Raw genomic sequence first — 26538 nt, 5'->3', positions numbered from 1 at the left:
TGTTGATTTCCACGCAGAAGTGACCCACTAACCCCCAGGATTTCCATCTAAATCTGATCCACGTACTAACCCTAACCTGCTGCTTTGTTAAGCAGCAGGAGACCAGGAGTGATAGACGTGGCAACACTGAGTGTCATCAGGCGCTGGGCCCTGCGAGAGCAGCTGTCCATCCGGGAGATCGCCCGCCGCACGGGCCTCTCGCGCAACACCATCCGCAAGTACCTGCGCGCTGGCGAGGCCGAGCCGCACTATGCCAAGCGGATCAGTCCATCCAAGCTCGATCCCTTCGCCTTGAAGCTCGCCGGCTGGCTCAAGACGGAAGCTGGCCGATCCCGCAAGCAGCGGCGCACCGTCAAGCAGATGTACGTGGATCTGCAGGCCCTGGGCTATCCGGGCTCCTACAACCGCGTTGCGGCCTTTGCCCGCCTCTGGCACGAGCAGCGCCTTTTGGCCCAGCAGACCACTGGCCGCGGCACCTTCGTGCCCCTGGCCTTCGGCCCGGGTGAGGCCTTCCAGTTCGACTGGAGCGAGGACTGGGCTTTTCTCGCCGGCGTGCGCACCAAGCTGCAGGTAGCCCACTTCAAGCTCAGCCACAGCCGAGCGTTCTACCTGCGCGCCTACCCACTGCAGACGCACGAGATGCTGTTCGATGCCCACAACCATGCATTCGCAGTCCTGGGTGGCGTGCCCCGTCGTGGCATCTACGACAACATGCGCACCGCCGTAGACCGGGTGCGCCGTGGCAAGGAGCGCGACGTTAATGCGCGCTTTGCGGCCATGGTCAGCCACTTCCTGTTCGAGGCAGAGTTCTGCAACCCCGCTTCTGGCTGGGAGAAGGGCCAGGTGGAGAAGAACGTGCGCGATGCCCGCCATCGCCTGTGGCAGGTGGTGCCGCCATTCGCAAGCCTGCCCGATCTCAATGCCTGGCTTGAAGAGCGCTGCGTGGCGCTGTGGCACGCGATCGAGCACGGCAAGCTGCCGGGCACCGTCGCGGATGTCTGGGCTCAAGAGAAGGCAGCCTTGATGCCGATGCCCCGGCCCTTCGATGGCTTTGTGGAGCACACCAAGCGAGTCTCGCCCACCTGCCTGGTCCACTTCGAGCGCAATCGCTACAGCGTCCCGGCGCCGTATGCCAATCGGCCGGTGAGCCTGCGGGTCTACGCGGATCGCCTGGTGATTGCCGCCGAAGGCCAGATCGTGTGCGAGCACCAGCGCCTGATCGAGCGTAACCACCATGGTGCGGGTCAGACCGTGTACGACTGGCGCCACTACCTGGCAGTGCTGCAGCGCAAGCCCGGCGCCTTGCGCAATGGAGCTCCCTTCCTGGAACTGCCAGCGGCCTTCAAGCGACTGCAGGCCACCTTGCTCAAGCAACCCGGCGGCGACCGGGAGATGGTGGAGGTACTGGCACTGGTGCTGCACCACGACGAACAGGCTGTGCTCGCTGCAGTGGAGCTGGCCCTGGAGTCGGGAGCTGCCAGCAAGACCCACATCCTGAACGTGCTGCACCGCCTGCTGGATGGTAAGCCCGCTCCAGCACCGGTCACATCGCCGCAGGCCCTCAAGCTGGCGGTGGAACCCCAGGCCAATGTGCTTCGCTACGACCAATTGAGGGAGGTGCGCTATGCGTCATGACCCTGCCATCGCTTCCATCGTGATCATGCTGCGCGAGCTCAAGATGCATGGCATGGCCCAGGCTGTTGCGGAACTGGCCGAACAAGGCGCTCCGGCCTTCGAGGCCGCCCAGCCGATCCTGTCCCAGCTGCTCAAGGCTGAGACCGCCGAGCGGGAAGTGCGCTCGGTGGCCTACCAGTTGAAGGTGGCCAGGTTCCCTGCGTACCGAGACCTGGCTGGCTTTGACTTCGGCCACAGCGAGGTGAACGAAGCTCTGGTGCGGCAGTTGCATCGGTGCGAGTTCCTGGAGAACGCTAACAATGTGGTGCTGGTGGGTGGGCCGGGTACGGGCAAGACCCACATCGCCACAGCCCTCGGGGTGCAAGCCATTGAGCACCATCGTCGCAGGGTGCGGTTCTTCTCCACCGTGGAGTTGGTCAATGCATTGGAGGAGGAGAAGGCCAACGGCAAGAGCGGACAGTTGGCCCACCGCCTGGCCTACGCTGACTTGGTGATCCTCGATGAACTGGGTTACCTGCCGTTCAGTGCTTCAGGGGGCGCGTTGCTGTTCCATCTGTTGTCCAAACTGTACGAGCGCACCAGCGTCGTGATCACCACCAACCTGAGCTTCAGCGAATGGGCCAGTGTGTTCGGAGACGCGAAGATGACCACGGCCCTGCTGGACCGGCTCACGCATCACTGCCATATTCTGGAGACCGGCAACGATAGCTTCCGGTTCAAGAACAGCTCGGCACAACAACCACCACAGACCACCAAGAAGGAGAAGACAGCCAAGAACTTATCCACAACGTGAGCATCGAGTTCACGCAAAAGGGTGGGTCAGATCGCGATGGAAATGGTGGGTCAGGTTTGCGTGGAAATCAACACCCTGGTACAGGCTGTGCTGGCTCACGCCGAGTCGGGCCGAGATGTCGGCCACCTTGTGACCTCGCTCTGTGATCTGCCTGACCGCTTCGGTCTTGAATTCTTCGGGGTATCTCTGGTTACTCATGGCACCTAATATTGGTGCCTCAGGTTTGGGGCTCGAAGGTGTCTACGGATGCAGGGGCGATTCATGTGGGGGCCCTCCTGTGCCCTTGGAGCACTCGAAGCCACCACGGCGAGATCGGAATTCACTCTCGCAGCACGCGCACGTCGATCACCGGAACCATGGTCTCCCACTCCTTTTTTAGTAGCTCGTCGACCCAATCGCCGATCGCATCAATTGCAATACCAAGGTCATACAAGCCCGAGTGGGCCGCAAAGATGGACTCGCGCTTGTCGCCCAGGCTGTGGATGGTCGGGAACGTGCGGACGCGCCACTCACCGAGTGGCGCCGGCTCAGCGCTGATCTCCACATCGATGTTGGCCAGCGCCAGTTGCCAACCAAACGCCAGCAGCAACAATGATGGAACGAAGAGCAGCAAAAGCATCGCGGGTCCAAGGAAACACGCCGCGCAGACATCGAGAAATCTGCACTCCTGTGCCTTGCTGGCAAATCGGTGCAAGAGCGGATTCACCAAGATCGGCACGACGAACGCGAGTCCAGTAAGCACTACGAACTGCAAGATCATCCAGCGCGCACCGATGTCCATGTTAGGGTCCTGCCAGATCAAATGGACCAGCTTCGCGATGACCAACGCGCAAAAGCCAACGATGGTGATGCCAGCCCACCATCCAAAAAGCGGTCGGTCAATACTGTGCCTCAAAAAGTTGCGAAACGAGAAATTCCAGGCGGCGAGCCCACGCGTCACAACCAGACCCACCGAGAGCAGGAGTTGCGACGTCAAAAGCCCCACTGATGCCTCATCCCCCGCAGAACGCAGCACCAGTAACCGGTCGCTTCTGATCCGCGCCAAGCGCATATCCTGCAGGACCCCCTGGGTGAACGACTGATAGCTGTCAAAGTAGCGATTCAAGATCCAGAACCCGAAAGTCCACAGGACCAGCACAAAGAGCCATGACAGTGCAAAGTCCAGACCGGCCGGAGCTCCGTATTGAACGGCAGCGATTGGCCCGTAAGCTATCGCCGCTGCGATCGCACCAAACCGCGCGCCACTGAGGGTTTCGCTGTAATGGCGCCGCTGCCCCACGAGAAATGGGGTGCCCATGGTGGCAACGCCCGACACTCGCGCGTCCGTTTCCTGGTCGCACATCGCGTGCATCGCAACATTTCCGCCATGGCTGTGGGAAATGACAAATCGCCGCTCATACTCACCGAGCCTGGGATGGGTTTGACGCAGATGCTCGCTTAGGATCTTGGCGCCGCGGCTACGAGCACCGACACTGTTCCGTCCACCCCAGTCCACGGAATCGATCTTGGTGTCGGCTCCAAAACGCGCTCGCAGGCTTGTCGAGAGATTCGAATGCTCTTGCATCCATGGGGCGCCGGCGGCAAAGGTGCCGTGCACAAGGGTGAAGGCAGGTCTCAACTCCATATGCGCGAGTATTCCTGGGATTGCTCCCAAAGGAAAGCTGCACGGAACCGGTCAAATGGCCTAGGTACCATCGGCGGTTGTCTGGCTTGGACCGGCAGAGCGAGACATCGACTGCGGTGAGTTGTTCGCGAGCGGGAGTCCAGGCTGCTCCAGCAGCGAAAGTCTTCGAAGAGGTGGGCAAGGTTTAAAGCTGATTCGACGAAGCTGAAGCGGCATGCGAATGGCTGCTTCGGAGAAAAGGGCCTGACCGCTCAGTGCCCTGAGCACCAGTTCGCAATCGCCGACAGCGGGCGTTCACGATGAAGTCTCACAGCAGCATGCCCCCGACGTCGGCTGTAGATCTGAAACCGGCCGTCGGACCCGCGAGGGCTTTTGCTCCTGGATGACCGCTATGAGGCAGAGACCGTGGGGTCGTCGTGCGACCTTGGCCGACAGCAATCGCTGCGGATCTGCCGTTCGGAAGTACGAAGATGGCTGCCTGCCGCCTCTCGCGCCGGCCTGGAGTACATGACCAGCTACCTCGACGCGCCAGAGCTAGTTTCATCCTCCCAGACTTCATCGAGCCGCCAATGCTTGCGTGCGGCACGCGGCGCGCGACGACGGCGGTGTTCCGATGGCGTGGTGCCGGTTTCGCGAAGGAATACCTTGCGGAATGCCCGCACGTCGGCGTATCCGCTGGCATGCGCGATGTCGGCGACATCTTTCAATGTGACTTCCAGCAGCATCTGCGCACGCTGCATGCGCAGGTGTGTCAGGTATTCCAGGGGTGTTTTTCCCAGATCGCGTGTGAAGTGCCGCAGCAGCGTGCGGCTGCTGGTCGATGCGGCGCCCGCAATGTCTTCCATGCGCACGGGCTGATCGATGTTCAGCCGCATCCATTCGATGGCTTTGCGCAGAACGGAGTCGCCTGTCTTTGCTATCAGACCCTGGCTCGCCATGTCCGTCATCAGCAACTGGCGTTCGCTGTCGAACAGCAGCATGTTGGCCAGCGTGCTCGCAAGGTCCGTAGCGCCAAGGGTGGCCAGCATGCGACAGGTCAATTCGACCTGCTGCGAGGGTGTGGTGCCGCACAGAACGCGCTGATCGAGTGTGAACGGCGCGGTGTGCGAGAGCTGCACATCGGGAAAATCACGCGCGAACCAGGCTTCGTGCGTCCAAGGGACCGAGACCGTGCAGTGGTTCAGGATGCCGGCGCCGGCCAGCAGCCATACGCCCGTGCCTGTTGCCACGACCAGATCACCGGCGGCATGGCGTGCAGCAATCCATGCGCGCGCGCCGCCATGCCCGGCCACGATCTTGCGGGCATGCGGCACGCTGCGCGCATGCAGGGGAGGAATGACAAGCGCACGCGGGCCGGGCCACGGCTGCGGGATGTTCTCCTCGTGCACCGGCCCATAGATCGCCAGGTGAACAGGATCAAGAGCGACAGGCTGGCCCTTGGCATCGATCAGCCGCCAGCGCACAGGCGGATTGCGTTTGCTGCCCGCGCGCATGCGCGCAATGCGATTGGCTGTGAACAGGGTGTCAATGGTGGTGAATAAAGCCCCTGCCATGCAGCTGTCCAGGAGCATCAGATCAATCAATAGCGTCATGCGGATTCAGGGGATGGCGGATCTGGCCCCCTGATTGTCGCAGTTGCGCCTTCTCGAGAGGAAGGGACGGTTGATACGATCCGCTCCACTCAAAAGCTACCAAACAAGAGGAGACAGGAATGGATCGCAGAACATTTAGCAGCGTCATGGGTTTGAGCGCAATGGGCCTCATGCTGCCCGCGCGCGCCGCAGGTCCGTACCCGGATCGACCCATCACTCTCATTGTTCCGTACCCTGCAGGTGGGCCTTCGGATACCGGGGCGCGGCGCCTCTCCGTCGCACTGGGCCAGAAACTGGGTCAGCCGGTGGTGGTAGAGAACATCGCGGGTGCCAGTGGCTCGATCGGCGCACAAAAGCTGTTGCGCAGCGCGCCCAATGGCCTGGCGGTCTTCTACGGTTCGCCCAACGAAACCTTGCTGGCGCCACTGGCGAACCCGGCAGTCCAATACAAATCGAACGAATTCCGCATGGCCTGTTTGTCCACCGTCACACCTTATGTGCTCGTGGGCCGCGGTGCTCTGCCTGCCAACAATATCGACGAACTGGTAAAGCTGGGCCGTTCGAGTGAGAAGCCACTGAGCTTCGGTAGCGTGGGCGTGGGCTCGCAACAGCATCTGGCCGGCGAAAGCATCAAGGCGCGCTCTGGCATGAACATGCTGCACGTTCCGTACAAAGGTGCATCACCTGTCATGAGTGACCTGCTGGGCGGTCAGATCGACTTGGCCGTGATGACGTTCAGCGGCGGCACGCTGGACCTGATCAAGTCAGGCAAGCTCAAGAGCTTGGGTGTGCTGTCAAGCAAACGCGACGCTCTGGCACCAACCCTGCCGACGATCAATGAAGGCGAGTATCTGAAGGATGTGTCGTTCTTTTCATGGGGTGGCATTTTTGTCTTGGCGAAAACGCCCGCATCCATTGTGGAGCGCCTGAACGCTGAGCTGAACGCCGTCAATGCGCTGCCCGAAGTGCGCGCCTCGGCAGAGGCGGCTGGTTCGCGCGTGCCGGAGAGGATGACGCCGGCGGAGTGCGATCGCTTCTACCAGGGCGAAATCGCCAAGTTCCAAGAAATTGCGAAGACTGTGAACTTCGCGGCCTGATTGCCACTGCTGTTTTTCTGAAGCCCGCCATGATCCATGCCGCCAAGCATTACTTTGATTACATGCAGCGTCACGCCGATGCGCTGGTGGCGATTCGCCGCGATATTCACCAGCATCCCGAGCTGGGCTTCGAGGAGCACCGCACCAGCGAACTGGTCGCGCAGCACCTCGAGCGCTGGGGCTATCGTGTCGAACGCGGTATCGCTGGCACAGGGGTCGTCGGGCAACTGGTGTGCGGCGATGGGCCGCGCCGCCTTGGCTTGCGTGCCGACATGGATGCGCTGCCGATTGATGAAAAAACCGGCGTGCCCTATGCCAGTGTGCATGCCGGGATCATGCATGCCTGTGGCCACGACGGCCACACGGCGATGCTGCTCGGTGCCGCACAGTATCTGGCAGAAACCCGCCATTTCAACGGCACGTTGAATCTGATCTTCCAGCCTGCAGAAGAGGGAATGGGCGGCGCGCGACGCATGATCGCGGAAGGGCTGTTCGAGCGCTATCCCTGTGATGCGATCTATGCGCTGCACAACATGCCTGGATACCCGGAGCGGCAGCTGGTGTTTCGCGATGGCGCGACCATGGCCTCTTCCGACTACGCCACCATTGTCGTGTCGGGCGTGGGCGGTCATGGTGCACATCCACATCGCTGCGCCGATCCCATTGTGGCGGCGGCATCCATTGTCATGGCCCTGCAGACCATTGTGGCGCGCAACGTGCCGCCGATGCAGATGGGTGTGGTCACAGTGGGCGCGATTCATGGTGGAAACGCCAACAACGTGGTGCCCGATACCGTCACACTGGAGCTGAGCGTGCGTGCGCTCGACCGCGATGTGCGAGCCCTGCTGGAGCAGCGCGTCAAGGCGCTGGTCGCCGCGCAGGCGCAGAGTTACGGCGTAAAGGCCAGCGTGGATTACCGCCAAGGCTTTCCGGTGCTGGTGAATACCGACGAGGCCACAGCTTTTGCACGTCAGGTGGCGCTGGAGCTGGTCGGCGAATCGCAGGTCACGCTTGACGGTCCGCCGCGCTCAGGTAGCGAGGACTTTGCGTTCATGCTGGAGCAATGTCCGGGTTCGTATCTATTTCTCGGTGCTGGTACGGGAGAGGAGGTTTGCATGGTGCACAACCCGGCATACAACTTCAACGACACTCTATTGACCACCGGGGCCGCGTACTGGTCCTGTCTGACGGAACGCTACCTCGCCGCGGCCTGAGCGGCGTCCGGCGTCGAAAATTTGGCACTATTGTGGCTTGCAAGGCCAGCTTTTCCGCCTTGATGCTGCCAGCGGCCGTAGAGTCGGAGCAGTCCACCAGAATTTTGACGGCACTGCCCGTACGCTGGCGTCAACTTCAGGCTGACGGCGGTCGTTCGATTTCTTGGAGCCGATGGCCGCTCCGGTCCATACCGGTCATTGAGCAGTCCCCTTGCTGGGTGAACGCTTCCCACCCAATCAGTGCCCCAGCTCGTGAAATTTACTGATCGCCGCTGCGGCCGTCGGTGATCCTGTTCATCGAAAATCGTCAGATGGCAAAGTTGAGGTCAGAGCGGCATCACTGGTGGCCCGTGTGCGTGTCTTGTCCCTGGGCGGGGAGGATGCCAAGACTGGTTGGCTCAAGCCCGATGAGGGTACCGCGCGGATTCCTCCGGCTAGGCTGGGCGTCATAGGCAATGGGCACCACATCAAGCTGGGGCGCAACGATGAGGACACGGTTTGGGACCGTTCTCGCGATCAAATTCTGCCGCTTTTATCGCGCCAAGCTCCTGCTTGGGGAGGAAAAGCATGGCGACACGCATACCGTGGCGGAAATACATTAGCCTGGGGCGCATACACTGAAGGCAACGTTTGCCCTATGGGAGCGAAACATGGAGGTAGTCGCTAGTCATTTGCAGGATGAGGCGGTCCGGAGAAGTCCGGGTCCAGACGCGGACCAGTTCGCGCGCTCTGCGTTCAACCGCTACTATTACGCGACCTTCTTGGAAGTCAAAACCAAGCTGGCTACTTTGCGGCCCGAGTGGGCCAATGAGATGCAGCACGCCGCCATGCCAGAGATTCTGCGAGGGAAGGTTAAGACCGCCCTGACTGTCGGGCGGAAGCAAGCGTCTCGAGCTGATGACCACAAGGTTGCTCAGTTGTGCCAGGACGCCTGCCGTGCCGCTGCGGAATTAGCTGAGCTCCTTGACGAAGGGCGTGTGACCAGAGTGACTGCGGACTACCATCCTGACATCCCAGTGGACTTCGTCCACTCACCAGACTTCGAGCTCAACAAGGTGGGCGTAAAGGTCGCCCGGCACTGGCCGCAGAGGGCCAGAGTGCAGATGCACCTGATTGGCAATGCTTGGAGGCAAATTCATGCCTGACTTCCAAGTCGAGCTGCTCGCAAGACTGGAAGAGGATGGAATTCCAGTAGTCGGGTCGATCATCGAGGACTCTGATGTCAATGGTTTCCACTACGTCAGAGTCGCGGTAACTCGCGATAGCAACAACCTCCAGCAACCCAGCAACCGACGCCTCAACGACTTCAAGGCAACCCTCGCCGCAGAGGGGCGACGCGTCGAGTTTCTTCTTCACGACGCCTCTGGGCTAGACTTGGAAGTAGGCTTGAGAGCAACGCTGCTCTACGCCTTTCCGAACGACCTGCGCAATGTGTTTCTTTCAGCAGACGGGCCAAAGGCTCGCGTTTGGGTCGAACCCAAGCATGCGCTGAACGATGAAGAGGTCAAAAGAATCGAGCAGAAGGCTAGAGACTATCTCGAGGTACTAGGTGTCCAACTGCACAAGCTCGTTGCGACTGGTGACGAAAACCTACCGAGCAACTTCGCGTGCCTTCGAGTTCTTAGGCATGTCGCCCCTGCATCCTTCGACGAACTGAAGGTGGAGCTGGCGAAGAGCTTCACCATTCCCTCTGAGGACTGGCTAAAGCGACGGCTCGACATGCTACGTCGGACGGGCAAGGTAGTCTGGATTGCAGGTGGCTCCTACGCCTGTTCGCTTGACGCCCTGCGAGGACTTGGCTCGGCTCGCGGGAAGAATAGCCCGGACGTCAGGCGTCTTCTTGCATTGGCTCGCCGTGGCCGTTAAGCTGCGTTCTGCGGGAGTCTCAGGCGCGGGTGTGCATCATGCCCATTTGCCAAGACCACGGATAGAAGGAGGCCTGAGAACTGGCTGGGGCTCCTTCGAATCCCCAGCCAGTTCTCAGGCCGCATTACGAAAGCTTTGCTTTGCTAAATGAGACTCCCGCAACCTCTTCTTGATTCTCAGTTCTTCCAATTCTCAAGCTTGGCCGAACTGCTGAAAGCGACGGGCGAATTGGTGCCTCCCTCGGAACAGGTGCAGATGCGCCGAATGGTCGATCGCGGGCTTCCGCCCATAACCTCGCGCGCTGCGCTCTCAGCTATGCTGGGTATCAATCCAGGGCTTATGCACGCGTTCATCACATGGCCGCAGCGCTATTACCGGACCTTTGAAATTCCGAAGGGTAGAAGGGGCGTCCGTCGAATCGACGCTCCCCGGGTTGGCTTGAAGATCATTCAGAAGTGGGTCGCCGAGAGGCTGCAGAACTGCTACGAGAGGCCAGAGCACGTATACGGCTTTGTGTCCGGCCTTTCGCATGTGCATGCGGCCGCGCAGCACTGTGAGGCGACGTGGACCTTCGGCGTTGACATCAAGGATTTCTTTCAGACGACGCCGATCAACGTTGTTACGAAGTGCCTCTTGCAAATCGGCTTTGACGAGAACGGGGCCGCTGTTGTCGCGAGCCTGTGCTGTCTTAACGGCGTTCTTGCGCAGGGCGCTCCTTCCAGCCCAGTGCTTTCGAACATCTGCTTCTTGCACGTCGACCAGAGACTCGCCGAACTCGCAGCCGAGTTTGGAGTTCGTCTGACGCGCTACGCAGACGACATCGTCTTCTCTGGAATGGGCGAATTCCCCGAGCGCCTGCAGACGGAGTTGTTTGCCATCTTCAGCTCTGGACCGTGGCGCCTTTCTGAACGGAAGACCAGATTAGATAAGTTGCCCAATAGGCTCAAGGTACATGGGCTCTTGGTCCACGGGGAACGAGCGCGGCTGACTAAGGGCTACCGGAACAGGTTGCGTGCCTATGACCATTTGGAGAGGACGAAGGGTGAAGATGTCGAAGACGCCGATGTCATTCGAGGCCACCTGAGCTACGGGAAGTTTGTCGAATCGCTCTGAGGTGTATGCATGATGCGCTGATTTGCGGGCTCGAACATCTGATTGACCGGATTGTGGCGGTCAGCGTGAATGTGTCTGCGGCTGCCGAGAGACTGGAAACGCTGCGGAGCTGACATTGACCCTGCAGCACAGAAAACTGCAGTGGGCCGACAGCGTCAGCAGGCGACTCGCGGATGTAACCGCTGAGCTGCCACCTGCTAATTCAGATCGTGCCTTTCCCAGGATGCCCAGCCCCGCAAGTGTCGCTAGGTCAGCGGCGTTTGCACAACTCGACCTGAACAAGGTCAGGCCGGTCAGAAATAATGCCGTCGACACCCATATCCAGCAGCTTGACCATCATTGCAGGCTCGTTCACCGTCCACGGGATCACCACCAAGTCCAGGGCACGGGCTTCGGCCACTAGTGCTGGCGTCAGGAACGTCTGGTTCGGCGCCCAGATCTTGCCCCCGGCCGCATGCACCGCCCTTGGTACCGAGCCGTCGTAGGCTTCGGGCGCGAAGCCGGCCAACCACGGCGAGGGCTTGCCGTAGTCCGGTTTCAGCGTGCGCGGCGACGTCAGGTACATGGTGCGGATTTCGGGCGCCTCTTTCTGCACCAGTTGCAGGCTGCTCCAGTCGAACGACTGGATCATCGTGCGGCGTTCCATGCCGGCTTTGCGGATCTCGGCGATCGCGCGGCGAGTGAAATCTTCCACCGGCAACGTCGCGGCACGCTCCAGCGGCGAAAGCTTGGTTTCGCAATCGAAGTTGACTGTGGTGTTGCCCGACTTTTTCACCAGGTCGAACAGATCGGCCAGCCTGGGGATTCGGATGCCATCGACCGCCTTTTGCTGCGGAAACTGCCGGGCGTAGTCGGTGCCCGGTTTAATGCGGCCGACGTCGTACTGTTGCAGTTCGTCGAAGGTCAAAGCACTGATCTCGGGGCCTGGCTTGTCCAGCCACTTGCCGTCGGGCCCGCGCGTGATGTCAGGGTTTAAGCGCAGGTCGTGATGGATCACGACCACACCGTCGCGCGTGATTGCCATGTCGCATTCAAGCGTGTCGACGCCCAGGTCCAGCGCTATTTGAAATGCCGTCAGCGTGTTTTCCGGCGCTAATCCGCGTGCGCCGCGGTGGCCCTGCAGGTCAAAGGCAGCAGCGCCTGTGGTCGCAAGAACAGCGAGGGACGCAGCGAGCAGGCGAACAAGCAACATGGCGCCCACTGTATCTGTTGCGACCGGCGTTGGCAAACCAGCGGGTTCTATCCATCACTGGACTGCAAATTGCCGCCTTTCCGGGCGGCTGATTGCCATTTCTGCTCGATTTTCGACAGTTTGTGGAATCGCGACATGATCATGATGCAATGTATCTATGCTGATGCCGTCAAGGACAATTCACTTTTCGTTACCATTGCGCTAAGGTGATGGCACGATAACGCTGCGGGGATGTTGTCATGCTGGCTGCTAGCGCGCAGACATTCTTGGGATTTGTCTAGGTGGATGGGTGAAGATTCGGGCATGGCCCGGCGTTATTCACCATGTCGGCAACGAGCATTTCAAAAGGTCTGCGATGGCTTTCTTCTGGGTGAATTTAGGTAAGAGCTACAAAGAGGTCGCGGCCCACAACTTCCTTTGGGCACCGGCGTATGTCGTCGGCAATAACGGTAAGAAGAAGATCAACGCTGGCTGGGAGCCAGTGAAAGAGGTCAACGCCGGCGATGTCATCTTCTGCAACCGTGACGAGAACATCATTTATGTGGCCGTCGCGCGCAAAGCAGCTTACCCGGCCAAGCGTCCGCCGACGCGCGCCTTCGATCAGTGGAATGACGACGGTTTCCAGATAGACGTCGACTTGACGGTCCTCACGCCGGCAGTCAGCGTGGAGGGGTTCAAGGCAGCTTTGATGGCGATTCATAACCATGAATGCTCACCGGCTTTGTTCAGCAAGACGGGCCGTATCGCTCAGCAATACATGGTCCGCCTTCCCTTGGGTGCCGGTGCCTTGATTCTGAGATACCTCGGCGACGCCGAGGTAAACGTCTGCGAACAAGTTACCTTACGCAAAAAGGGGCGGCTCAAGCAAGGCGGCGCCCGAGAAATCGTAGCCCAAGCGCGGGTTGGACAGGGGCAGTTTCGCGATGACGTCTTGTCGCTTTGGCAGCATGCATGCCCGGTAACGGGCTTGGATAAACCGGAGCTGCTGACAGCATCGCACATTGTCCCGTGGTCGCTATCCAATGAGATCGAGAAAATTGATCCCAACAACGGCTTCCCGTTCTCTCCCGCTCTCGACAAGCTGTTTGATCGCGGCTACGTTTCCTTCAACGATCACGGCCGGCTATTGATCAAGACGTCCGCGCTGGGCAGCAAGGATTTGCAATGTCTAGGTATTTCTCCGAACGCGAAGATCAGTCGCCTGAATGCAGAGCAGAAGGCATACCTTGCACGCCATCGTCTGCTCAATCATTTTTCGGACTGAGCGCCGGACGGTCCAAATTTGCGGAACGATACGTCCATGGCGGACAGAGCTACATGTTTGACGCCCGTAAGTCGGAGACTGGGCCGAGAGCGGACGTTGTAAGGCTTAGCCCGTAGCACGCCTGACCGACTGGCCAAAAGTGTGATTTCAGCGTTGTCCCCGAAACTGACGTTGGGTAACTAAGGGCTTGCTCGCCGGTTGACTGCTTTCTGAGGCACCGGCCAACTTGCGTTCTCGGCTAGGAGCTACCAATGGCGGCAGGAACAAGCGGTCTGAATCGCCTACATGGTCCGCCCAAGGAGATCAAGCTTCTGCATCATGATGGTTTGAAGGGTTTGCTGCCTTACATTCGGGCTGTTCGTGCAGCGGTGCTGCTGCCCATGATGGCTATTCGCGGCTGGGGTTCCTATCTCCGGGATGTACTCAAGGTACTGGCGATTCATCGGAATTTCCCAACCCGGTTGGACCGTCATTCCATCACTACGCTTTCTGCAGGTTCTCCTTCAAAACAGGGGTCGTAGGCAAGCGGTGCGCCGCACTGACGGGTCAGGCAGCCTCAACTTCGAGTGGATTCCATCGGTTCCGATCAAAGGCCATGCCCCTGGCGAGAACCGCCCACGCGGTGCGCGCCATCTTGTTGGCCAACGCTACGACCACGACGTTGTAGTGGCGCCGCTGCAGAAGACGTTCAATCCAGCCAGATTTTCCGGACCGGGCAATCACGGCCCTGGCGCCAGCGATCAACAAGGTTCGTAAGTAGGTGTCGCCGCGCTTGGAAATGCCCAACTGCTGCGTCTTGCCGCCGGTCCCCACGTGACGCGGGACCAACCCCACCCAAGACGCAAACTGCCGCGCGGACTTGAACGTGCAGAAATCCCCGACGGCCGCCACCAGCGCCGAGGCTGTCAGGTCTCCGACGCCAGGAATCTCCTGGATGGCCTGCATCTGTCGATCCTCTCGGATCATGGCGACCAACCTCTGACCAATGTGGTCGATGTCGTCTTGCAATCCATCGATGCGCTTGAGCTGCTCTTGGATGCAGACGACCAGATCGGTGGGCAGAAGGCCTTGCGTCTGGGCCTGGGAGATTTCAGCATGGATCGCCTTGAGCAACTGGCGGTGTCCGATGGGCATGGCAACGCCAAACTCGGCCAGGATACCGCGCAAGGCGTTGGTCTGCATGATGCGCATCTTCATCATCTGCCGGCGCATGCTGTGCAATGCCAGGCAAGCCTGCTGGCGTTCCGACTTCACGGGGACCGGCAAGATGTGCGGCTGTTGTGCTGCCACCCAGATCGCTTGTGCATCCATCGCGTCGGTCTTGTCACGCAGCAAGAAAGCTTTGACGTGCTGGGCCGGCAGCAGCTTGACCTCATGCCCCAGCGCCCGGATCGTCCTGGCCCAGTAATGCGATGACCCGCATGCTTCCATCGCCACCAGGCTGGGAGTGCATTTGGCGAAGAATTCCGTGAGCTTGGCGCGCTTGATCTGGCGCCGCTGAATCTCACCAGTGTCCACGTCAACGATGTGCAATTGGAACACCGACTTCGCCAGATCAAGCCCGATGACAGGCAGTTTCAGGGTCGATTGCATGGTGGCCTCCTGGGTCAGTGGTTGCGAGAGTTGCCACTCTGGCACGTTGCAACTGGACTTGCGACACCTGTCCCGGTTCTACGGGATGATGACCGTAGGTCGGCGGTAACGGCATAGGTGGGCGGACCATGCCATCTCCGGTTCAAACCCGGGGCGATTCTCACAAAGACGAACGGGCTGACCGTGGCCAGAACGTAGTTAGTCTCGCCTCCGTTGACGATGCGGCTGGTCTCAAACAAGATCAGGCCAGCCGACAGCAGTGCAACCATGGCCGAGACAGCTAGCCCGAGCGCAGGGATTTGGAAAAACATCGCGGCAACTCCGGCCACGAGCGCAATCACCATTCCCGCGAACAAGAAGCCTCCCATGAAGCTCAAATCCCGCCGGGTCGCCAACACCCAGCCAGAAAGAGCGAGCAAGGTGGTTCCCGTAGCGCCGAGCGCCAGCGCAATGCTCTGTGCACCACCGGGCAATGCCAGGTGCGCCGACAGAACGGGGCCCAGCGTGTAGCCGATGAAGCCGGTGAACGCGAAGTGGATCGGCGCGGAAAGCAGTCGATTCCTGCTCTTCCTCCATCCGGGAGAACGTGGCCTTGGCGCGGACGGCCAAATATGCCCTCACCTTAGCTTTTCCTAGCAGGCGCGACGCACAGGCCTGGGCCGTGTTGGCGTTCTTTGCCACATACCCCGCCTCGACATAGGCCGCCCCGCCTTGCAGCGTTGTCAGGTAGAGATCGACAAAGCGCGCCTCACGAATGCTCAGGCCGCCAAAGTCGTGCCCCTCATCGGTAGGAGTGTCTTCGTCTACCGGGGCGGGTGTAGCGTTGGGCAAGGGAGCCGGCTTTGCCTTGGGTGTTGCGCGCGGCGGCTTGCCGCATTCACCGCAAACCGTCCAACGGCTGCTTCTGCTAGCGAGAAATGCGGCACCTTAACCTTTCCTAACACCCGTGATGCTCCCGCCTGGGCCGTGTTGGCGCCAGCCCTGCGCGAAGATGCCCCCAAGTTTGAGTGCATCTATCTGGACACCATGAACCGCCAGCAGGTGGAATACCACCTCGACCGCGAGTTGACCGACACCCTGCTGACCGACTACAGCATCCCGCTGCGCCGCCGCGTCATCGCCCGCTGGCACGAGCTGGGGGGCAAGCGCGCCACGCCCATCTAGTCCTTCGCCATCCCGCAGACCAGGCCGAAGAGATTGAGCGCCGGCAGCAGACACAGGACCGGAGGCAATCACGTTGGGCGCCTACAACATCAATCCACCCAAACACGGATCGTGACATAGATCGTGACAGGGGCGCTCGAAAAACAAAAAGGGTTAGCAGGCACTTACCTGCTAACCCTTGCCATTATTGGTGGGACGTGCGGGGGTCGAACCCACGACAAACGGATTAAAAGTCCGCTGCTCTACCAACTGAGCTAACGTCCCACTGGCTGCTGGACCGCAATCTGCGATATCAGCAAAGCTTTAAATTATAGAGCGGTTTTTAACCCGTTTCGAGAATTCTGCGCAATTTTGTCCAAAACCCAACCCGCTGCGCACTGTCCGAAGGTGGCAGTGACCGCGACCACCGAGCCATAGCCGTGACAATTGAGCGTGCCATCGCCGTCCATGTCGCAGGAGGGATCGGGCGGCGCCACGGCCTCGCGGCTAAAGACGCACATCACGCCGATCGTGCGACCCTCGCGGGCCGCGCCATGGTGCTTGCGCAAGCGGTAGCGCAGCTGCGCGAGCAAGGGGTCGTGCGTGGTGGCCGAGAGATCGTCAACGTCGACCTTGTGCGCATGGCGCTTGCCGCCCGCCGCACCCACGCTGATGAATGTGACACCTGTGCTGCGCGCCCACGCGGCCATCGCGGTCTTCGCAGGGGCCTGGTCGCAGGCATCGATGACGGCGTGCACGCCCTGCGGCAAGAGCGCGGGCCAGTTGGCTGGCTCGACGAAATCTTCTATGCACTCGACCAAGCACAGCGGATTGATCTGTGCAATGCGCTCGCGCATCGCCTGGACCTTGGCCTGGCCCACCGTGCTGCTCAATGCATGGATCTGGCGATTGATATTGGACTCTGCCACATGGTCCAGGTCGATGAGCGTGAGTCTGCCCACCCCACTGCGCGCCAGCGCCTCGGCCGCCCAAGACCCTACCCCGCCAATGCCCACGACCGCAATGTGCGCCGCACGGATGCGCGCGGCGCCTTCCATGCCGTACAGGCGCTCCAGCCCGCCGAAGCGGCGCTGTTGCGAAACAGCGTCGTCGATGGACGCACTTTCGGCGGCCGGCAGGCCCTGCGCGGAGTCCATCACTTCAGGCGCGAGAGGCGGTCCTTGGCTGCGACTGCGGCCTCGGACTGGGGATAGGCACGCACCAGGTCTTCGAGCGTCTTGCGCGCCCCGCGGGTTTCCTTCAGCTCGATCTGGCAATTGGCGATCGACAGGGCCGCCTCGGGCGCCCGCGCATGGTTGGGCGCCGCGGCCAGCAAAGCCTTGAAGTTGTTGATGGCCTCTTTATAGTCGCGCGTCGCATACTGCGCGTTGCCGAGCCAGAAACGTGCCGAGGGTACGTATCCGCTGCGCGGGTAGAGCCTAACGAAGTTGCCAAAGGCCGCTTGCGCATCGGCAAACTTGCCGCTGCGAAAAACCGCCAAGGCCGCGTCGAAATCACGCTTCTCAGCGGGATCGGCCTGGAACTCCTGGCCATCCACACTGACTTTGGCAGGCTCGAACTGGCGCAGGCGCTCGTCCACGCCCTGGGCCATGTCTTTCTGGTGCCGCTGCAGTTCGGTGACATCGCGCAGCAACTGTTCATTTTGGCCGCGCAGCTTGGCGGTCTCGGCACGCAGCGTTTCGATCTGGGTCTGCAACTCGAGCAGGCTGCGGCGCAACTGCGTAGTGTCTTCGCCCGAGCGCCGCAGATCGTCGCTGTTGCGCTGGCCCGACTGCTGGAGCGCATCCACGCGCTGGCGCATCTCCAGAATGGCGCGCCGCGCCTCGTCGTCTTCGAACAGTGCGGCATGGGCCGCCGGAAGCGCTGCGCAGGTCAGCGCCAGCGCCCACAGCGCGCGAGCCGTACGGGTGGGAGCGAGCGCGGGCATCAGCGGTAGGACAGTTCAGCGCGGCGGTTTTGCGCGTAGGCTTCTTCGCTGTGGCCGGTGGCAGCAGGCTTTTCCTTGCCAAAGCTCACGGCTTCGACCTGGGAATCGGGCACACCGAGCAAGCCCAGCGCGCGACGCACGGCTTCGGCGCGCTTTTGTCCGAGAGCCAGGTTGTACTCGCGGCCCCCGCGCTCATCGGTATGGCCTTCGATCATGACCTTGCGCGATGGGCTGGCCTTGATGAAGCGGGCATGGGCATCGATCAGGGCTTGGTTGTCGGCCTTGATGACGTAGCTGTCGTAGTCAAAGTAAACGATGCGGCTGACGCCCACCGGGCCGGCTGCGTCGCGTGCGGATTGCGACAGGTCGACACCCGCCACACCGCTTTGTCCGGTATTGCGGGCATTGGCGCCATTGCCGGTGGTGGGCAGCGCGGTGCCAGCCTTGTCTTCCACGGGGACGTTGTCGAGGTTGACACCGGAACTGCACCCGGCCATCAGCACAGCGACAGCAATGGCGGAATAAACGCGTTTGATCATTGAAAAGCTCCTGAAACTCGGTGATTGGAGATGAATTACTGCTTGGGAAAAGGGCCCCAGTCGGGCTCGCGGATATCGCCGCTCTGGCCTGCCAGACGGGCCTTGATTTTCCCGTCGACCGTGGTGGTCATGAGTGCCTCGCGGCCCTGCTGCTGCGTGGCGTAGACGATCAACCGGCTGTTCGGAGCGAAACTGGGACTTTCATCGGCCGCCGTGTCGGTGATGGCGTTGACTGCGCCGCTGGCCAGGTCCATCACATGCAGCTTGAAGGCACCGCCCACGCGCGAGATATAGGCCAGCCAACGGCCATCGGGGCTCAGGCTTGGCGAGATGTTGTAGCTGCCACTGAAGCTCACGCGCTCGGCATTGCCGCCGTTGCTGCCGACTTTGTAGATCTGCGGAGCGCCACCGCGGTCGCTGACAAAATAAATGCTGCGTCCATCGGCCGAATACACAGGCTCGGTATCGATGCCCGAACTCTGCATGAGCCGACGCGGCTCGCCGCCGTTGGCATCGATGGTGTAGAGCTGGGAATTGCCGTCGCGGCTCAGGGTGACGGCGAGGGTGCGGCCGTCGGGCGACCACGCGGGCGCGCTGTTGGAGCCGCGGAAATTGGCGATGAGGCGGCGGCGACCCGTGGCCACGTCGTGCACATACACCACCGGCTTGCGCGACTCAAACGATACATAGGCCAATTGCCCGCCCGTGGGCGACCACGCGGGTGAGATGATGGGCTCGGGGCTCGAGAGCGCAGACTGTGCGTTCTCGCCGTCGGCGTCGGCCACCCAGAGGCTGTAGCGCGTGCCGCTCTTGGTGACATAGGCAATGCGGGTCGAGAAGACACCGCGCTCGCCGGTGAGCTTTTCATAGACATAGTCGGCAATGCGGTGCGCCACCAGGCGCAGATCGCCCGGCGTGACCACATAGCTTTGTCCGCCCAGGTCCTGGCCGCGCACCACATCCCAGAGGCGAAAGCGCACATCGAAGCGCCCGTCGGCCAGGCGCGCAATGCTGCCTGTGACCAGCGAGTCGGCGTTTTTCTGCTTCCAGAGGGCCACGTCGGGGCGCGAAGTCTCGTCCAGCGCCACGCCCGAGGCGTCGACGGCGCGGAACTGCCCGCTGCGCTCCAGATCGGCCTGGACGATCGCGCCGATCTTTTGGGGTGCTTGGGCTTCGCCGCGAAAGGCGGCAATGGCAATGGGCAACTGTGTCAGCCCGACGCCAGAGACTTCCACCTTGAACTGCGCCAGTGCGGGCAGCGCGGAAGACGCCGCAGCTGCAGTCAGAAGGTGGCGCCTGGTGGGGTGCGGCAAAGCCGTTGAGGAGGAAAGGGAAAACAAGGAGTCTGTAGTCATTCTCTGCCAACAGGAGCCGGGCAACGGGCCGGCGATCAAACACCAATGTTACACACTGACAAAGGCCCTCCCTGTGACAATCTGTTGGCGCAGACGGCCAAACGTAGAATCGCCGCACATGCAAGACCCCGACGCCAGCATCCCCGCCACCCCTGCGCCTGCGCAGCCCCCCCCCCTGAGCGACTGCTTCAACGGCTCAAACGGCTGTCGATTTACTTTGGCAACCAACGCCGCGCCTGGGTTTTAGCCGTGGTGGCCACCTTGGTCGGCGCCGCCACCGAGCCGCTGATGCCGGCCCTGCTCAAGCCGCTGCTGGACCGTGGATTCACGCAGGGCTCGCTCGAGCTGTGGATGGTTCCGGTGGCGATCATGGGAATTTTCATGGTGCGCGGCCTCGCACAGTTCACCGGCCAGTACGCACTGACGCGCATCGCCAACGAGGGCATGCTGAAGCTGCGCCAAGCCCTGTTCGAGCGCCTGCTGGCGGCCGACATGGCGCTGTTTGCGCGCCAGTCCGCCAGCACCTTGTCGAACACGGTGGTGTACGAGGTGCAGACCGGCGCGACGCTGTTGGTGCAGGCCTTGATGGGGCTGTCGCGCGACGGCTTCACACTGGTCGCGCTGCTCGGTTATCTGCTGTACCTGAACTGGCAGCTCACGCTCATCGTGGCCGTCGTCGTGCCCGGCGTGGCCTGGATCATGAAGACCCTTTCGCGGCGCCTGTACACGCTCACCAAGAGCAGCCAGCAGGCCACGGACGAACTGGCCTATGTGGTGGAAGAAAACGTGCTGGCGCACCGCATGGTGCGGCTGCACGGCGCCCAGCCCGGCCAGGCCACACGCTTTGACGCGCTCAGCCGCAGCCTGCGCAAGCTCGCCATCAAGTCCACCATCGCCTCGTCGGCCATGACGCCCCTGACCCAGCTGATGGCTGCGGCCGCGCTGTCGACGGTGATCTGTGTGGCGCTGTGGCAAAACCGGGCGGCAGGCACCTCCTCCGAGGTGACGGTCGGCAGCTTCGTGGCCTTCATCACCGCGATGTTGATGCTGATCGCGCCGATTCGCCGCCTGGCCGACGTGGCCAGCCCCATCACGCGCGGCGTGGCGGCGCTGGAGCGCGGGCTGGCGCTGCTCGGCAGTGCACCGGCGGAGACGGGCGGCAGCCATGCACCGGCCCAGGTGCAAGGCGCCATCACGCTGCAAGACGTCAGCGTCCGCTTCAAGGACGACCAGGCCCCTGCGCTGGAACATGTGAACCTGGTGGTGCGACCCGGCGAAATCGTGGCCCTGGTCGGCCCCTCGGGGGCGGGCAAGACCACGCTGGTGAACCTGCTGCCGCGCTTTGTGGCGCCCACCTCGGGCCAGGTCCTGCTCGACGGCCATGCGCTGCCCGAATGGAAGCTGGAGACCTTGCGTGCGCAGTTCGCACTGGTCAGCCAGGATGTGGTGATGTTCAACGACAGCATTGCGGCCAACATTGCCCTGGGCGCCGTGCCGGACGCGCAGCGCGTGCAGGAATGCCTGGAAGCGGCGAACCTGGCCGAGCATGTCGCGGCGCTGCCCCAGGGCATGCACACCGTGGTCGGCCACAACGCCACGCAGCTGTCGGGCGGGCAGCGCCAGCGCCTGGCGATCGCCCGCGCGCTCTACAAGAATGCGCCCATCCTGATCCTGGACGAGGCCACCTCCGCGCTGGACACCGAGTCCGAGCGGCTGGTGCAGGACGCCCTGCAGCGCCTGATGCGTGGGCGCACCACGCTGGTGATTGCGCACCGGTTGTCCACCATCGAACATGCCGACCGCGTGGTGGTGATGGAGCGCGGACACATTGCCGAGCAAGGCACGCACGCCGAACTCATGGCCAGCGGCGGCCTCTACGCCCGGCTGCAATCCCGCCCGTCCGCGCCCTGAGACAGGCAGCGCCAGGGACGGCGCCGCCGCCCTGCCCTACCACTTTCCGCTTTGGGGCTGGCGTCTGCGCACGGCAGCGGCAATGGCATCGGCCACATCGCTGCGCTGGGCGCGCAGGGCAAAGTCCGAGGCGGTCAGGCCCAGCTGGTTCTTCAGCGACGGGTCGGCGCCTTCGTCAAGCAACAGCCGCACGCCTTCGGGCGTGCCGTATTGCGCGGCCATCATCAGCGGCGTGGTGCCGTTGGGCGACTCGGCGTCGATGTAGGCGTGGTTTTCCAGCAGCAGCGCCATGATGGCTACATGCTGCGCGCCCGTGCCGGCGGCGGCGTAATGCAAGGGGGTCCAGCCGGTCTTGTTGACATCGGCGTCGCGCGCGATCAAGGCCTTGGCGACGTCGATGTCGCCCCGGATCGCGGCCAGCATCAGCGCGCTTTCGCCCTGGGCGTTGCGCGCCTCCACATCGAGCGTGGGCGCTGCCATCAGCGCGGCGAAGGCGCGCAGCGATTGCAGCTGCAGGGCCAGCAACAGCCCTGGCTGGCCCGTGGCATCGCGCGTGTTGGGGTCAAAGCCCCGGCGCAACAAGGCCAGGATGGCATTGCCGTCGTCGCGCCGGATGGCCGTGAAAAAGTCTTCGAACGAACCCGCCCGCACCGCCTCCGCCAAACCCGCCGCGGCCATGCCCAGGACGGCGCGCCGGCGCAGCGTCATGCCCGCACGCCCGCAAACAGGGCCTCGAAGTTGCGGCTGGTGGCGCTGGCCACGTCCTCCACCGGAATGCCGCGCGTCTGCGCGATCTGCTGCGCCACGAATGGCACATACGCAGGGTTGTTGGTCTTGCCGCGGTAGGGCACGGGCGCGAGGTAGGGGCTGTCGGTTTCGATCAACATGCGGTCCAGCGGCATGAACGCCACCACGTCGCGCAGGTCTTGCGCATTCTTGAAGGTGATGATGCCGGAGAACGAGATGTAGTAGCCCAGGTCGAGCGCGGCACGCGCCACCTGCGCCGACTCGGTGAAACAATGGAACACGCCACCGGCACGGTTGCCCGCGCCGTCCTCGCCCTCCTCGCGCAGGATCGCCAGCGTGTCCTCCGACGCGCTGCGCGTATGGATGACCAGCGGTTTGGCGCAGGCCCGCGCGGCGCGGATGTGCGTGCGAAAGCGTTCGCGCTGCCACTCCAGGTCGGCGATGCTGCGACCACCCTTGCGGTCTTCCATGCCGTAGTAGTCGAGGCCCGTCTCGCCAATCGCCACCACGCGCGGCAGCGCGGCGCGCGCGATCAGGTCCTGCACCGTGGGCTCGGCCACGCCCTCGTTGTCGGGGTGCACGCCCACCGAGCACCAGAAATTGTCGTGCGCGATGGCCAGCGCGTGCACGTCGGCAAATTCTTCTAGCGTGGTGCAGATGCACAGGGCGCGTTCCACCTGCGCCTGCGCCATGGCCTGGCGGATGGCGGGCAACTGGCTGGCCAGTTCGGGGAAGCTCAGATGGCAGTGGGAGTCGGTGAACATGAGGGAATGCAAAACAAAAAAAGCCGACCGGCTCGCTGCGGGTCGGCACAGGGGAAAGGCGCGCGTCAGATCGTCTGCGTCGGCTTCTCGGAGCCCAGCGCCGTGCCCAGGATCTCTTCGATCTTCAGCTTGAGCTGGCGCGATTTTTCATCTTTCGGAAACTGGATGCCCACGCCCTGCGTGCGGTTGCCGCCTGCGCGCGCTGGCGTGACCCAGGCCACGCGGCCCGCGACCGGGTAGCGCTGGGTGTCTTCGGGCAGCGTCAGCAGCACGTAAACATCGTCGCCCAACCTGTAGTCGCGCGGGGTGGGCACAAAAATGCCCCCTTCGGCAAAAAAGGGAATGTAGGCGGCATACAAGGCGGCCTTTTCCTTGATGGCCAGCTGCATGACGCTGGGACGGGGTGCGGTGGAAGGACTGCTCATGGGGTGGGAAACGCGGGGTTAGCGCGAGTGTAGGGTGTTTCGCGCCTGGGCCACAAGCGCCTCCAGCATCAGGCCGGCGTTGAACGGATGGTCGGCGGTGCGCGCCGCCGTGGTCAGTGCGCGCGACCAGCGCGTGAGCGGGCCGATGGCGGGCGCCGGCGGCAGATCGGCGGTCGCGAAGTAACGCGGTGCGGCGCCCACGCGCAGCGCCAGCAGATCGTGGCAGAGCTTTTGCAGTGCGTCGATGGCCTGCGCCGGGCCCGCGTCGGCCAGCGCGGTCACGTCGCCGCGCAGCATCGCCTTGGGCAACTGCGCCCAGGCCTGAGGACTGCGGCCCGAGCGCGCGAACGCCAGGGCGTCTTCGGGGCGGCCACCCGTGGCGCGCAAAAAGGCTTCTGCCGCCTCGCCGGCCACGCCCTGCGCAGCCAGCCAGTCGAGCATCTGCGCCTGTGCCGGCCACACCATGGTGTGGCCCAGGCAGCGGCTGCGGATGGTGGGCAGCAGCTGGTGCGCGGCCTCGCTGGCGAGCACGAAGCGCACGTCGCCGGGCGGCTCCTCCAGCGTCTTGAGCAGCGCGTTGGACGTCACGGTGTTCATCTGCTCGGCCGGATAGACCAGCACCGTCTTGCCGCGCCCGCGCGCGCTGGTGCGCTGCGCAAACTCGACGGCGTCGCGCATGGCCTCGACGCGGATCTCGCGGCTGGGCTTGCGCTTCTTGTCGTCAAGCTCGGCCTGGGCTTTCTCGGGCAGCGGCCAGCCACGCGCCAGCATGTCGACCTCGGGCATCAGCACGCACAGGTCGGCGTGGGTGTGCACGTCGATCGCATGGCAACTGGTGCAGTGGCCGCAGGCGCCTTGTGCCGTCGGCGCCTCGCACAGCCAGGCACGCACCAGCTCCAGCGCCAGCTGGAACTGCCCAAGCCCCGACGGGCCCTGCAGCAGCCAGGCGTGGCCGCGCTGGGCCAGCAGCGTGCTGCGCTGCGCGGCGATCCATGACGCAAGCACAGCGCTCACCTTGGGCCTCCCTGCGCTGCCACCATGATCGCCAGCCAGCCCTTGCGCACCAGGATGCTGGTCAACTGCTGCCAGACCTCGTGGCGTTCCTGCGCGGAGTCGATGCGCGCGAAGCGCTGGGGCGCGGCGGCCGCGCGGTCGGCATAGCCCTGTGCGACGCGGCGGAAGAACTCTACGGGCTCGGACTCGAAGCGGTCGGGCGCGCGCGCGGCGGCCAGGCGCTGCGCGGCCACTTCGACGGGCAGGTCAAACCAGACTGTCAGATCGGGTTCACGCATCAAATCGGGCTCTGGAGCAAGCCCGGTCTGCGCCAGGCGCTCCAGATGCGATAGCACCGCCAGATCGAAGCCGCGCCCCGCGCCCTGGTAGGCGAACGTAGCGTCGGTGAAGCGGTCGCAGAGCACGACCTCTCCGCGCGCCAGGGCAGGCTCGATGACGCAGCGCAGGTGGTCGCGCCGTGCGGCAAACACCAGCAGCGACTCGGTGAGCGCATCCATGGCGTCGTGCAGCAGCAGCGCGCGCAGCTTCTCGGCCAGCGGCGTGCCGCCGGGCTCGCGCGTGAGCGCCACCGTGCGGCCCTGGGCCCGGAAGGCCGCGGCCAGGCCCTCGATGTGCGAGGACTTGCCCGCGCCGTCGATGCCTTCGAAACTGATGAACAGCCCTGTGGGTGCCATGTGTTGGGTTCTCTCTACTGCCTGCGCTGGTAGCGGTTGACGGCGCGGTTGTGCTCGTCGAGCGAGCCGCTGAAGTGGCTGCTGCCGTCGCCCCTGGCGACGAAATACAGGGCCTTGGTGCGCTCGGGCTGCACGGCGGCCAGCAGCGCGGCCTTGCCAGGCATGGCGATAGGCGTGGGCGGCAGGCCGGCACGCGTGTAGGTGTTCCACGGGGTATCGGTCTGCAGGTCCTTCTTGCGCAGATTGCCGTCGAATTTTTCGCCGAGGCCGTAGATCACCGTCGGGTCGGTCTGCAGCAGCATGCCCACGCGCAGGCGGTTCGTGAAGACGCCGGCCACCATGCCGCGGTCGCTGGCGCGGCCGGTTTCTTTCTCGACGATGCTGGCCAGGACCAGCGCCTCGTCGGCCGACTTGAGCGGCGTGTCGCTGGCGCGCTGGCTCCATGCCGCCTCCAGGCGCCGGTCCATGGCGCGCAGGGCGCGGCGCAGCACGGCCAGGTCGCTCGACCCCTTGGCGTAGGTGTAGGTGTCAGGGAAAAAGCGCCCTTCCGCCGGGACGCCGGGGCGCTCCAGGCGCGCCATGATGTCCGCGTCGGTCAGCCCAGCGGTGTCGGGCTTGAGCGACTCCTCGCGCGCCAGCGCGGCGCGCACCTGGCGGAAGTTCCAGCCCTCGACCAGGGTCAGCGCGCGCAGAGACTCTTCTCCGCGCACCAGCTTCTGCAGCAGGCTGTAGGGCGACGTGCCCGCAGGAATCTCGTAGTTGCCGGCCTTGATCAGGCGGTCCTGCCCCGACAGGCGAAACCAGGCATACAGCAGCCGCGCATCGACCTGCACGCCCGCGGCCTGCACGTTGCGGGCCACGCCGCGCGGTGTGGTGCCGGGCTCGATCTCCAGCTCCAGCGCCTGGCCGCCCATGGGCAGAGGGGCGTGCAGCCACCACACGGCCGCGCCGCCGAGCGCCACCGCCAAAAACAAAAACCATGCCAGAAGACGACGCACAACCCTGCAACCTGTAAGAAAGGGAGGGGGCATCATA

The 26538-nt window shown here is 63.0% G+C and carries 25 protein-coding genes, 1 tRNA gene and 2 pseudogenes; 10 read left to right on the top strand and 18 right to left on the bottom strand.

The genetic code is table 11. From position 1 onward, the window contains the following. Positions 1-108 precede the first annotated feature (108 nt). Both istA and istB read left to right on the top strand, forming a co-directional pair. A complete protein-coding gene (gene istA / locus B2J89_RS03660; RefSeq protein ID WP_169167869.1) occupies positions 109-1635 on the top strand; it encodes an IS21 family transposase in 1527 nt (508 codons plus the stop codon). Then, positions 1625-2428, top strand: a complete 804-nt coding sequence (gene istB / locus B2J89_RS03655; RefSeq protein ID WP_169167868.1) for an IS21-like element ISThsp10 family helper ATPase IstB — start codon at positions 1625-1627, stop codon at positions 2426-2428. Before istA ends, istB begins: the two co-directional genes overlap by 11 nt. Positions 2429-2497: 69 nt before the next feature. Here istB and B2J89_RS03650 read toward each other — a convergent pair. From B2J89_RS03650 to B2J89_RS03640, 3 genes and pseudogenes are all read right to left on the bottom strand, one after another. Beyond that, a pseudogene (locus B2J89_RS03650) lies at positions 2498-2626 on the bottom strand (transposase); the annotation flags it as partial. 121 nt (positions 2627-2747) lie between these two features. Continuing rightward, on the bottom strand, positions 2748-4052 hold the full coding sequence (locus tag B2J89_RS03645) for a hypothetical protein (RefSeq protein ID WP_169167867.1): 1305 nt from the start codon (positions 4050-4052) through the stop codon (positions 2748-2750). A 515-nt stretch (positions 4053-4567) separates the two neighbouring features. Then, complete coding sequence (locus tag B2J89_RS03640) at positions 4568-5644, bottom strand: GlxA family transcriptional regulator (protein WP_169167866.1); 1077 nt, start codon at positions 5642-5644, stop codon at positions 4568-4570. Between the two features lie 119 nt (positions 5645-5763). Here B2J89_RS03640 and B2J89_RS03635 point away from each other — a divergent pair, with 119 nt between their 5' ends. The 5 genes from B2J89_RS03635 (at position 5764) to B2J89_RS03615 (ending at position 10934) form a co-directional block, all read left to right on the top strand. Further along, on the top strand, positions 5764-6741 hold the full coding sequence (locus B2J89_RS03635; RefSeq protein WP_169167865.1) for a tripartite tricarboxylate transporter substrate binding protein: 978 nt from the start codon (positions 5764-5766) through the stop codon (positions 6739-6741). A gap of 29 nt (positions 6742-6770) precedes the next feature. Further along, positions 6771-7955, top strand: coding sequence for a M20 aminoacylase family protein (locus B2J89_RS03630; RefSeq protein ID WP_169167864.1), 1185 nt, complete (start codon positions 6771-6773; stop codon positions 7953-7955). A gap of 650 nt (positions 7956-8605) precedes the next feature. Continuing rightward, entirely contained in the window at positions 8606-9100 is a 495-nt protein-coding gene (locus B2J89_RS03625; RefSeq protein ID WP_169634394.1) for a hypothetical protein, read from the top strand. Beyond that, the gene (locus B2J89_RS03620) at positions 9093-9821 is read left to right on the top strand and encodes a hypothetical protein (RefSeq protein WP_169167862.1); all 729 of its coding nucleotides are present in this window, start codon (positions 9093-9095) and stop codon (positions 9819-9821) included. Before B2J89_RS03625 ends, B2J89_RS03620 begins: the two co-directional genes overlap by 8 nt. 198 nt (positions 9822-10019) lie before the next feature. Further along, entirely contained in the window at positions 10020-10934 is a 915-nt protein-coding gene (locus tag B2J89_RS03615) for a reverse transcriptase family protein (RefSeq protein WP_169167861.1), read from the top strand. A gap of 250 nt (positions 10935-11184) precedes the next feature. Here the strand turns inward: B2J89_RS03615 and B2J89_RS03610 are convergent, their stop codons facing one another. Next, positions 11185-12126, bottom strand: coding sequence for a glycerophosphodiester phosphodiesterase (locus tag B2J89_RS03610; protein WP_169167860.1), 942 nt, complete (start codon positions 12124-12126; stop codon positions 11185-11187). Positions 12127-12481: 355 nt separating this feature from the next. Here B2J89_RS03610 and B2J89_RS03605 point away from each other — a divergent pair, with 355 nt between their 5' ends. Then, positions 12482-13390 carry an HNH endonuclease gene (locus B2J89_RS03605; RefSeq protein ID WP_169167859.1) on the top strand — a complete coding sequence of 303 codons (909 nt, stop codon included), beginning with the start codon at positions 12482-12484 and terminating at the stop codon, positions 13388-13390. A 546-nt stretch (positions 13391-13936) separates the two neighbouring features. Here the strand turns inward: B2J89_RS03605 and B2J89_RS03600 are convergent. The 3 genes and pseudogenes from B2J89_RS03600 to B2J89_RS23180 all read right to left on the bottom strand — a co-directional run. Then, positions 13937-14971, bottom strand: a complete 1035-nt coding sequence (locus tag B2J89_RS03600) for an IS110 family transposase (protein WP_371809028.1) — start codon at positions 14969-14971, stop codon at positions 13937-13939. 26 nt (positions 14972-14997) lie between these two features. Then, positions 14998-15522 carry a Bax inhibitor-1 family protein gene (locus tag B2J89_RS03595; protein WP_371809027.1) on the bottom strand — a complete coding sequence of 175 codons (525 nt, stop codon included), beginning with the start codon at positions 15520-15522 and terminating at the stop codon, positions 14998-15000. Positions 15523-15556: 34 nt separating this feature from the next. After that, positions 15557-15814: pseudogene (locus B2J89_RS23180) on the bottom strand (terminase small subunit); the annotation flags it as partial. 135 nt (positions 15815-15949) lie between these two features. Between B2J89_RS23180 and B2J89_RS03590 the strand changes: the two are divergent. Then, on the top strand, positions 15950-16147 hold the full coding sequence (locus B2J89_RS03590; protein WP_169634397.1) for a hypothetical protein: 198 nt from the start codon (positions 15950-15952) through the stop codon (positions 16145-16147). 188 nt (positions 16148-16335) lie between these two features. Here the strand turns inward: B2J89_RS03590 and B2J89_RS03585 are convergent. The 5 genes from B2J89_RS03585 to tolB all read right to left on the bottom strand — a co-directional run bounded on the left by B2J89_RS03585 (position 16336) and on the right by tolB (position 19968). Beyond that, a tRNA-Lys gene (locus B2J89_RS03585) sits at positions 16336-16411 on the bottom strand. A 44-nt stretch (positions 16412-16455) separates the two neighbouring features. Then, positions 16456-17184 (bottom strand): ThiF family adenylyltransferase, encoded by a 729-nt coding sequence (locus B2J89_RS03580; RefSeq protein ID WP_240964719.1) that lies wholly within the window; start codon positions 17182-17184, stop codon positions 16456-16458. 98 nt (positions 17185-17282) lie between these two features. Beyond that, positions 17283-18074 carry a tol-pal system protein YbgF gene (ybgF, locus tag B2J89_RS03575; protein WP_169167855.1) on the bottom strand — a complete coding sequence of 264 codons (792 nt, stop codon included), beginning with the start codon at positions 18072-18074 and terminating at the stop codon, positions 17283-17285. Next, on the bottom strand, positions 18074-18613 hold the full coding sequence (gene pal / locus B2J89_RS03570; protein WP_169167854.1) for a peptidoglycan-associated lipoprotein Pal: 540 nt from the start codon (positions 18611-18613) through the stop codon (positions 18074-18076). The genes ybgF and pal overlap by 1 nt, the downstream gene beginning before the upstream one ends. Before the next feature lie 35 nt (positions 18614-18648). Beyond that, positions 18649-19968: a Tol-Pal system beta propeller repeat protein TolB gene (gene tolB, locus B2J89_RS03565; protein ID WP_169167853.1), complete on the bottom strand. Its 1320-nt coding sequence runs from the start codon at positions 19966-19968 to the stop codon at positions 18649-18651. A gap of 183 nt (positions 19969-20151) precedes the next feature. On the opposite strand from tolB, the gene msbA reads away from it, so the two are divergent. After that, positions 20152-21879 (top strand): lipid A export permease/ATP-binding protein MsbA, encoded by a 1728-nt coding sequence (gene msbA, locus B2J89_RS03560; RefSeq protein WP_240964718.1) that lies wholly within the window; start codon positions 20152-20154, stop codon positions 21877-21879. 36 nt (positions 21880-21915) lie between these two features. Here the strand turns inward: msbA and B2J89_RS03555 are convergent, their stop codons facing one another. The 6 genes from B2J89_RS03555 to mltG all read right to left on the bottom strand — a co-directional run bounded on the left by B2J89_RS03555 (position 21916) and on the right by mltG (position 26537). Then, positions 21916-22587 carry an ankyrin repeat domain-containing protein gene (locus B2J89_RS03555; RefSeq protein ID WP_169167851.1) on the bottom strand — a complete coding sequence of 224 codons (672 nt, stop codon included), beginning with the start codon at positions 22585-22587 and terminating at the stop codon, positions 21916-21918. After that, a complete protein-coding gene (locus B2J89_RS03550; protein ID WP_169167850.1) occupies positions 22584-23390 on the bottom strand; it encodes a TatD family hydrolase in 807 nt (268 codons plus the stop codon). Before B2J89_RS03550 ends, B2J89_RS03555 begins: the two co-directional genes overlap by 4 nt. Before the next feature lie 65 nt (positions 23391-23455). Then, a complete protein-coding gene (locus B2J89_RS03545; protein ID WP_169167849.1) occupies positions 23456-23815 on the bottom strand; it encodes a PilZ domain-containing protein in 360 nt (119 codons plus the stop codon). 18 nt (positions 23816-23833) lie between these two features. Continuing rightward, positions 23834-24829 carry a DNA polymerase III subunit delta' gene (locus B2J89_RS03540; protein ID WP_169167848.1) on the bottom strand — a complete coding sequence of 332 codons (996 nt, stop codon included), beginning with the start codon at positions 24827-24829 and terminating at the stop codon, positions 23834-23836. Further along, positions 24826-25503, bottom strand: a complete 678-nt coding sequence (gene tmk / locus B2J89_RS03535) for a dTMP kinase (RefSeq protein WP_169167847.1) — start codon at positions 25501-25503, stop codon at positions 24826-24828. Before tmk ends, B2J89_RS03540 begins: the two co-directional genes overlap by 4 nt. Before the next feature lie 14 nt (positions 25504-25517). Next, a complete protein-coding gene (gene mltG, locus B2J89_RS03530; protein ID WP_169167846.1) occupies positions 25518-26537 on the bottom strand; it encodes an endolytic transglycosylase MltG in 1020 nt (339 codons plus the stop codon). Between the last annotated feature and the right edge of the window lies 1 nt (position 26538).

This window comes from Acidovorax sp. SRB_24 (genome assembly GCF_012931925.1).
This window is presented reverse-complemented; position numbering and strand designations above follow the sequence as displayed.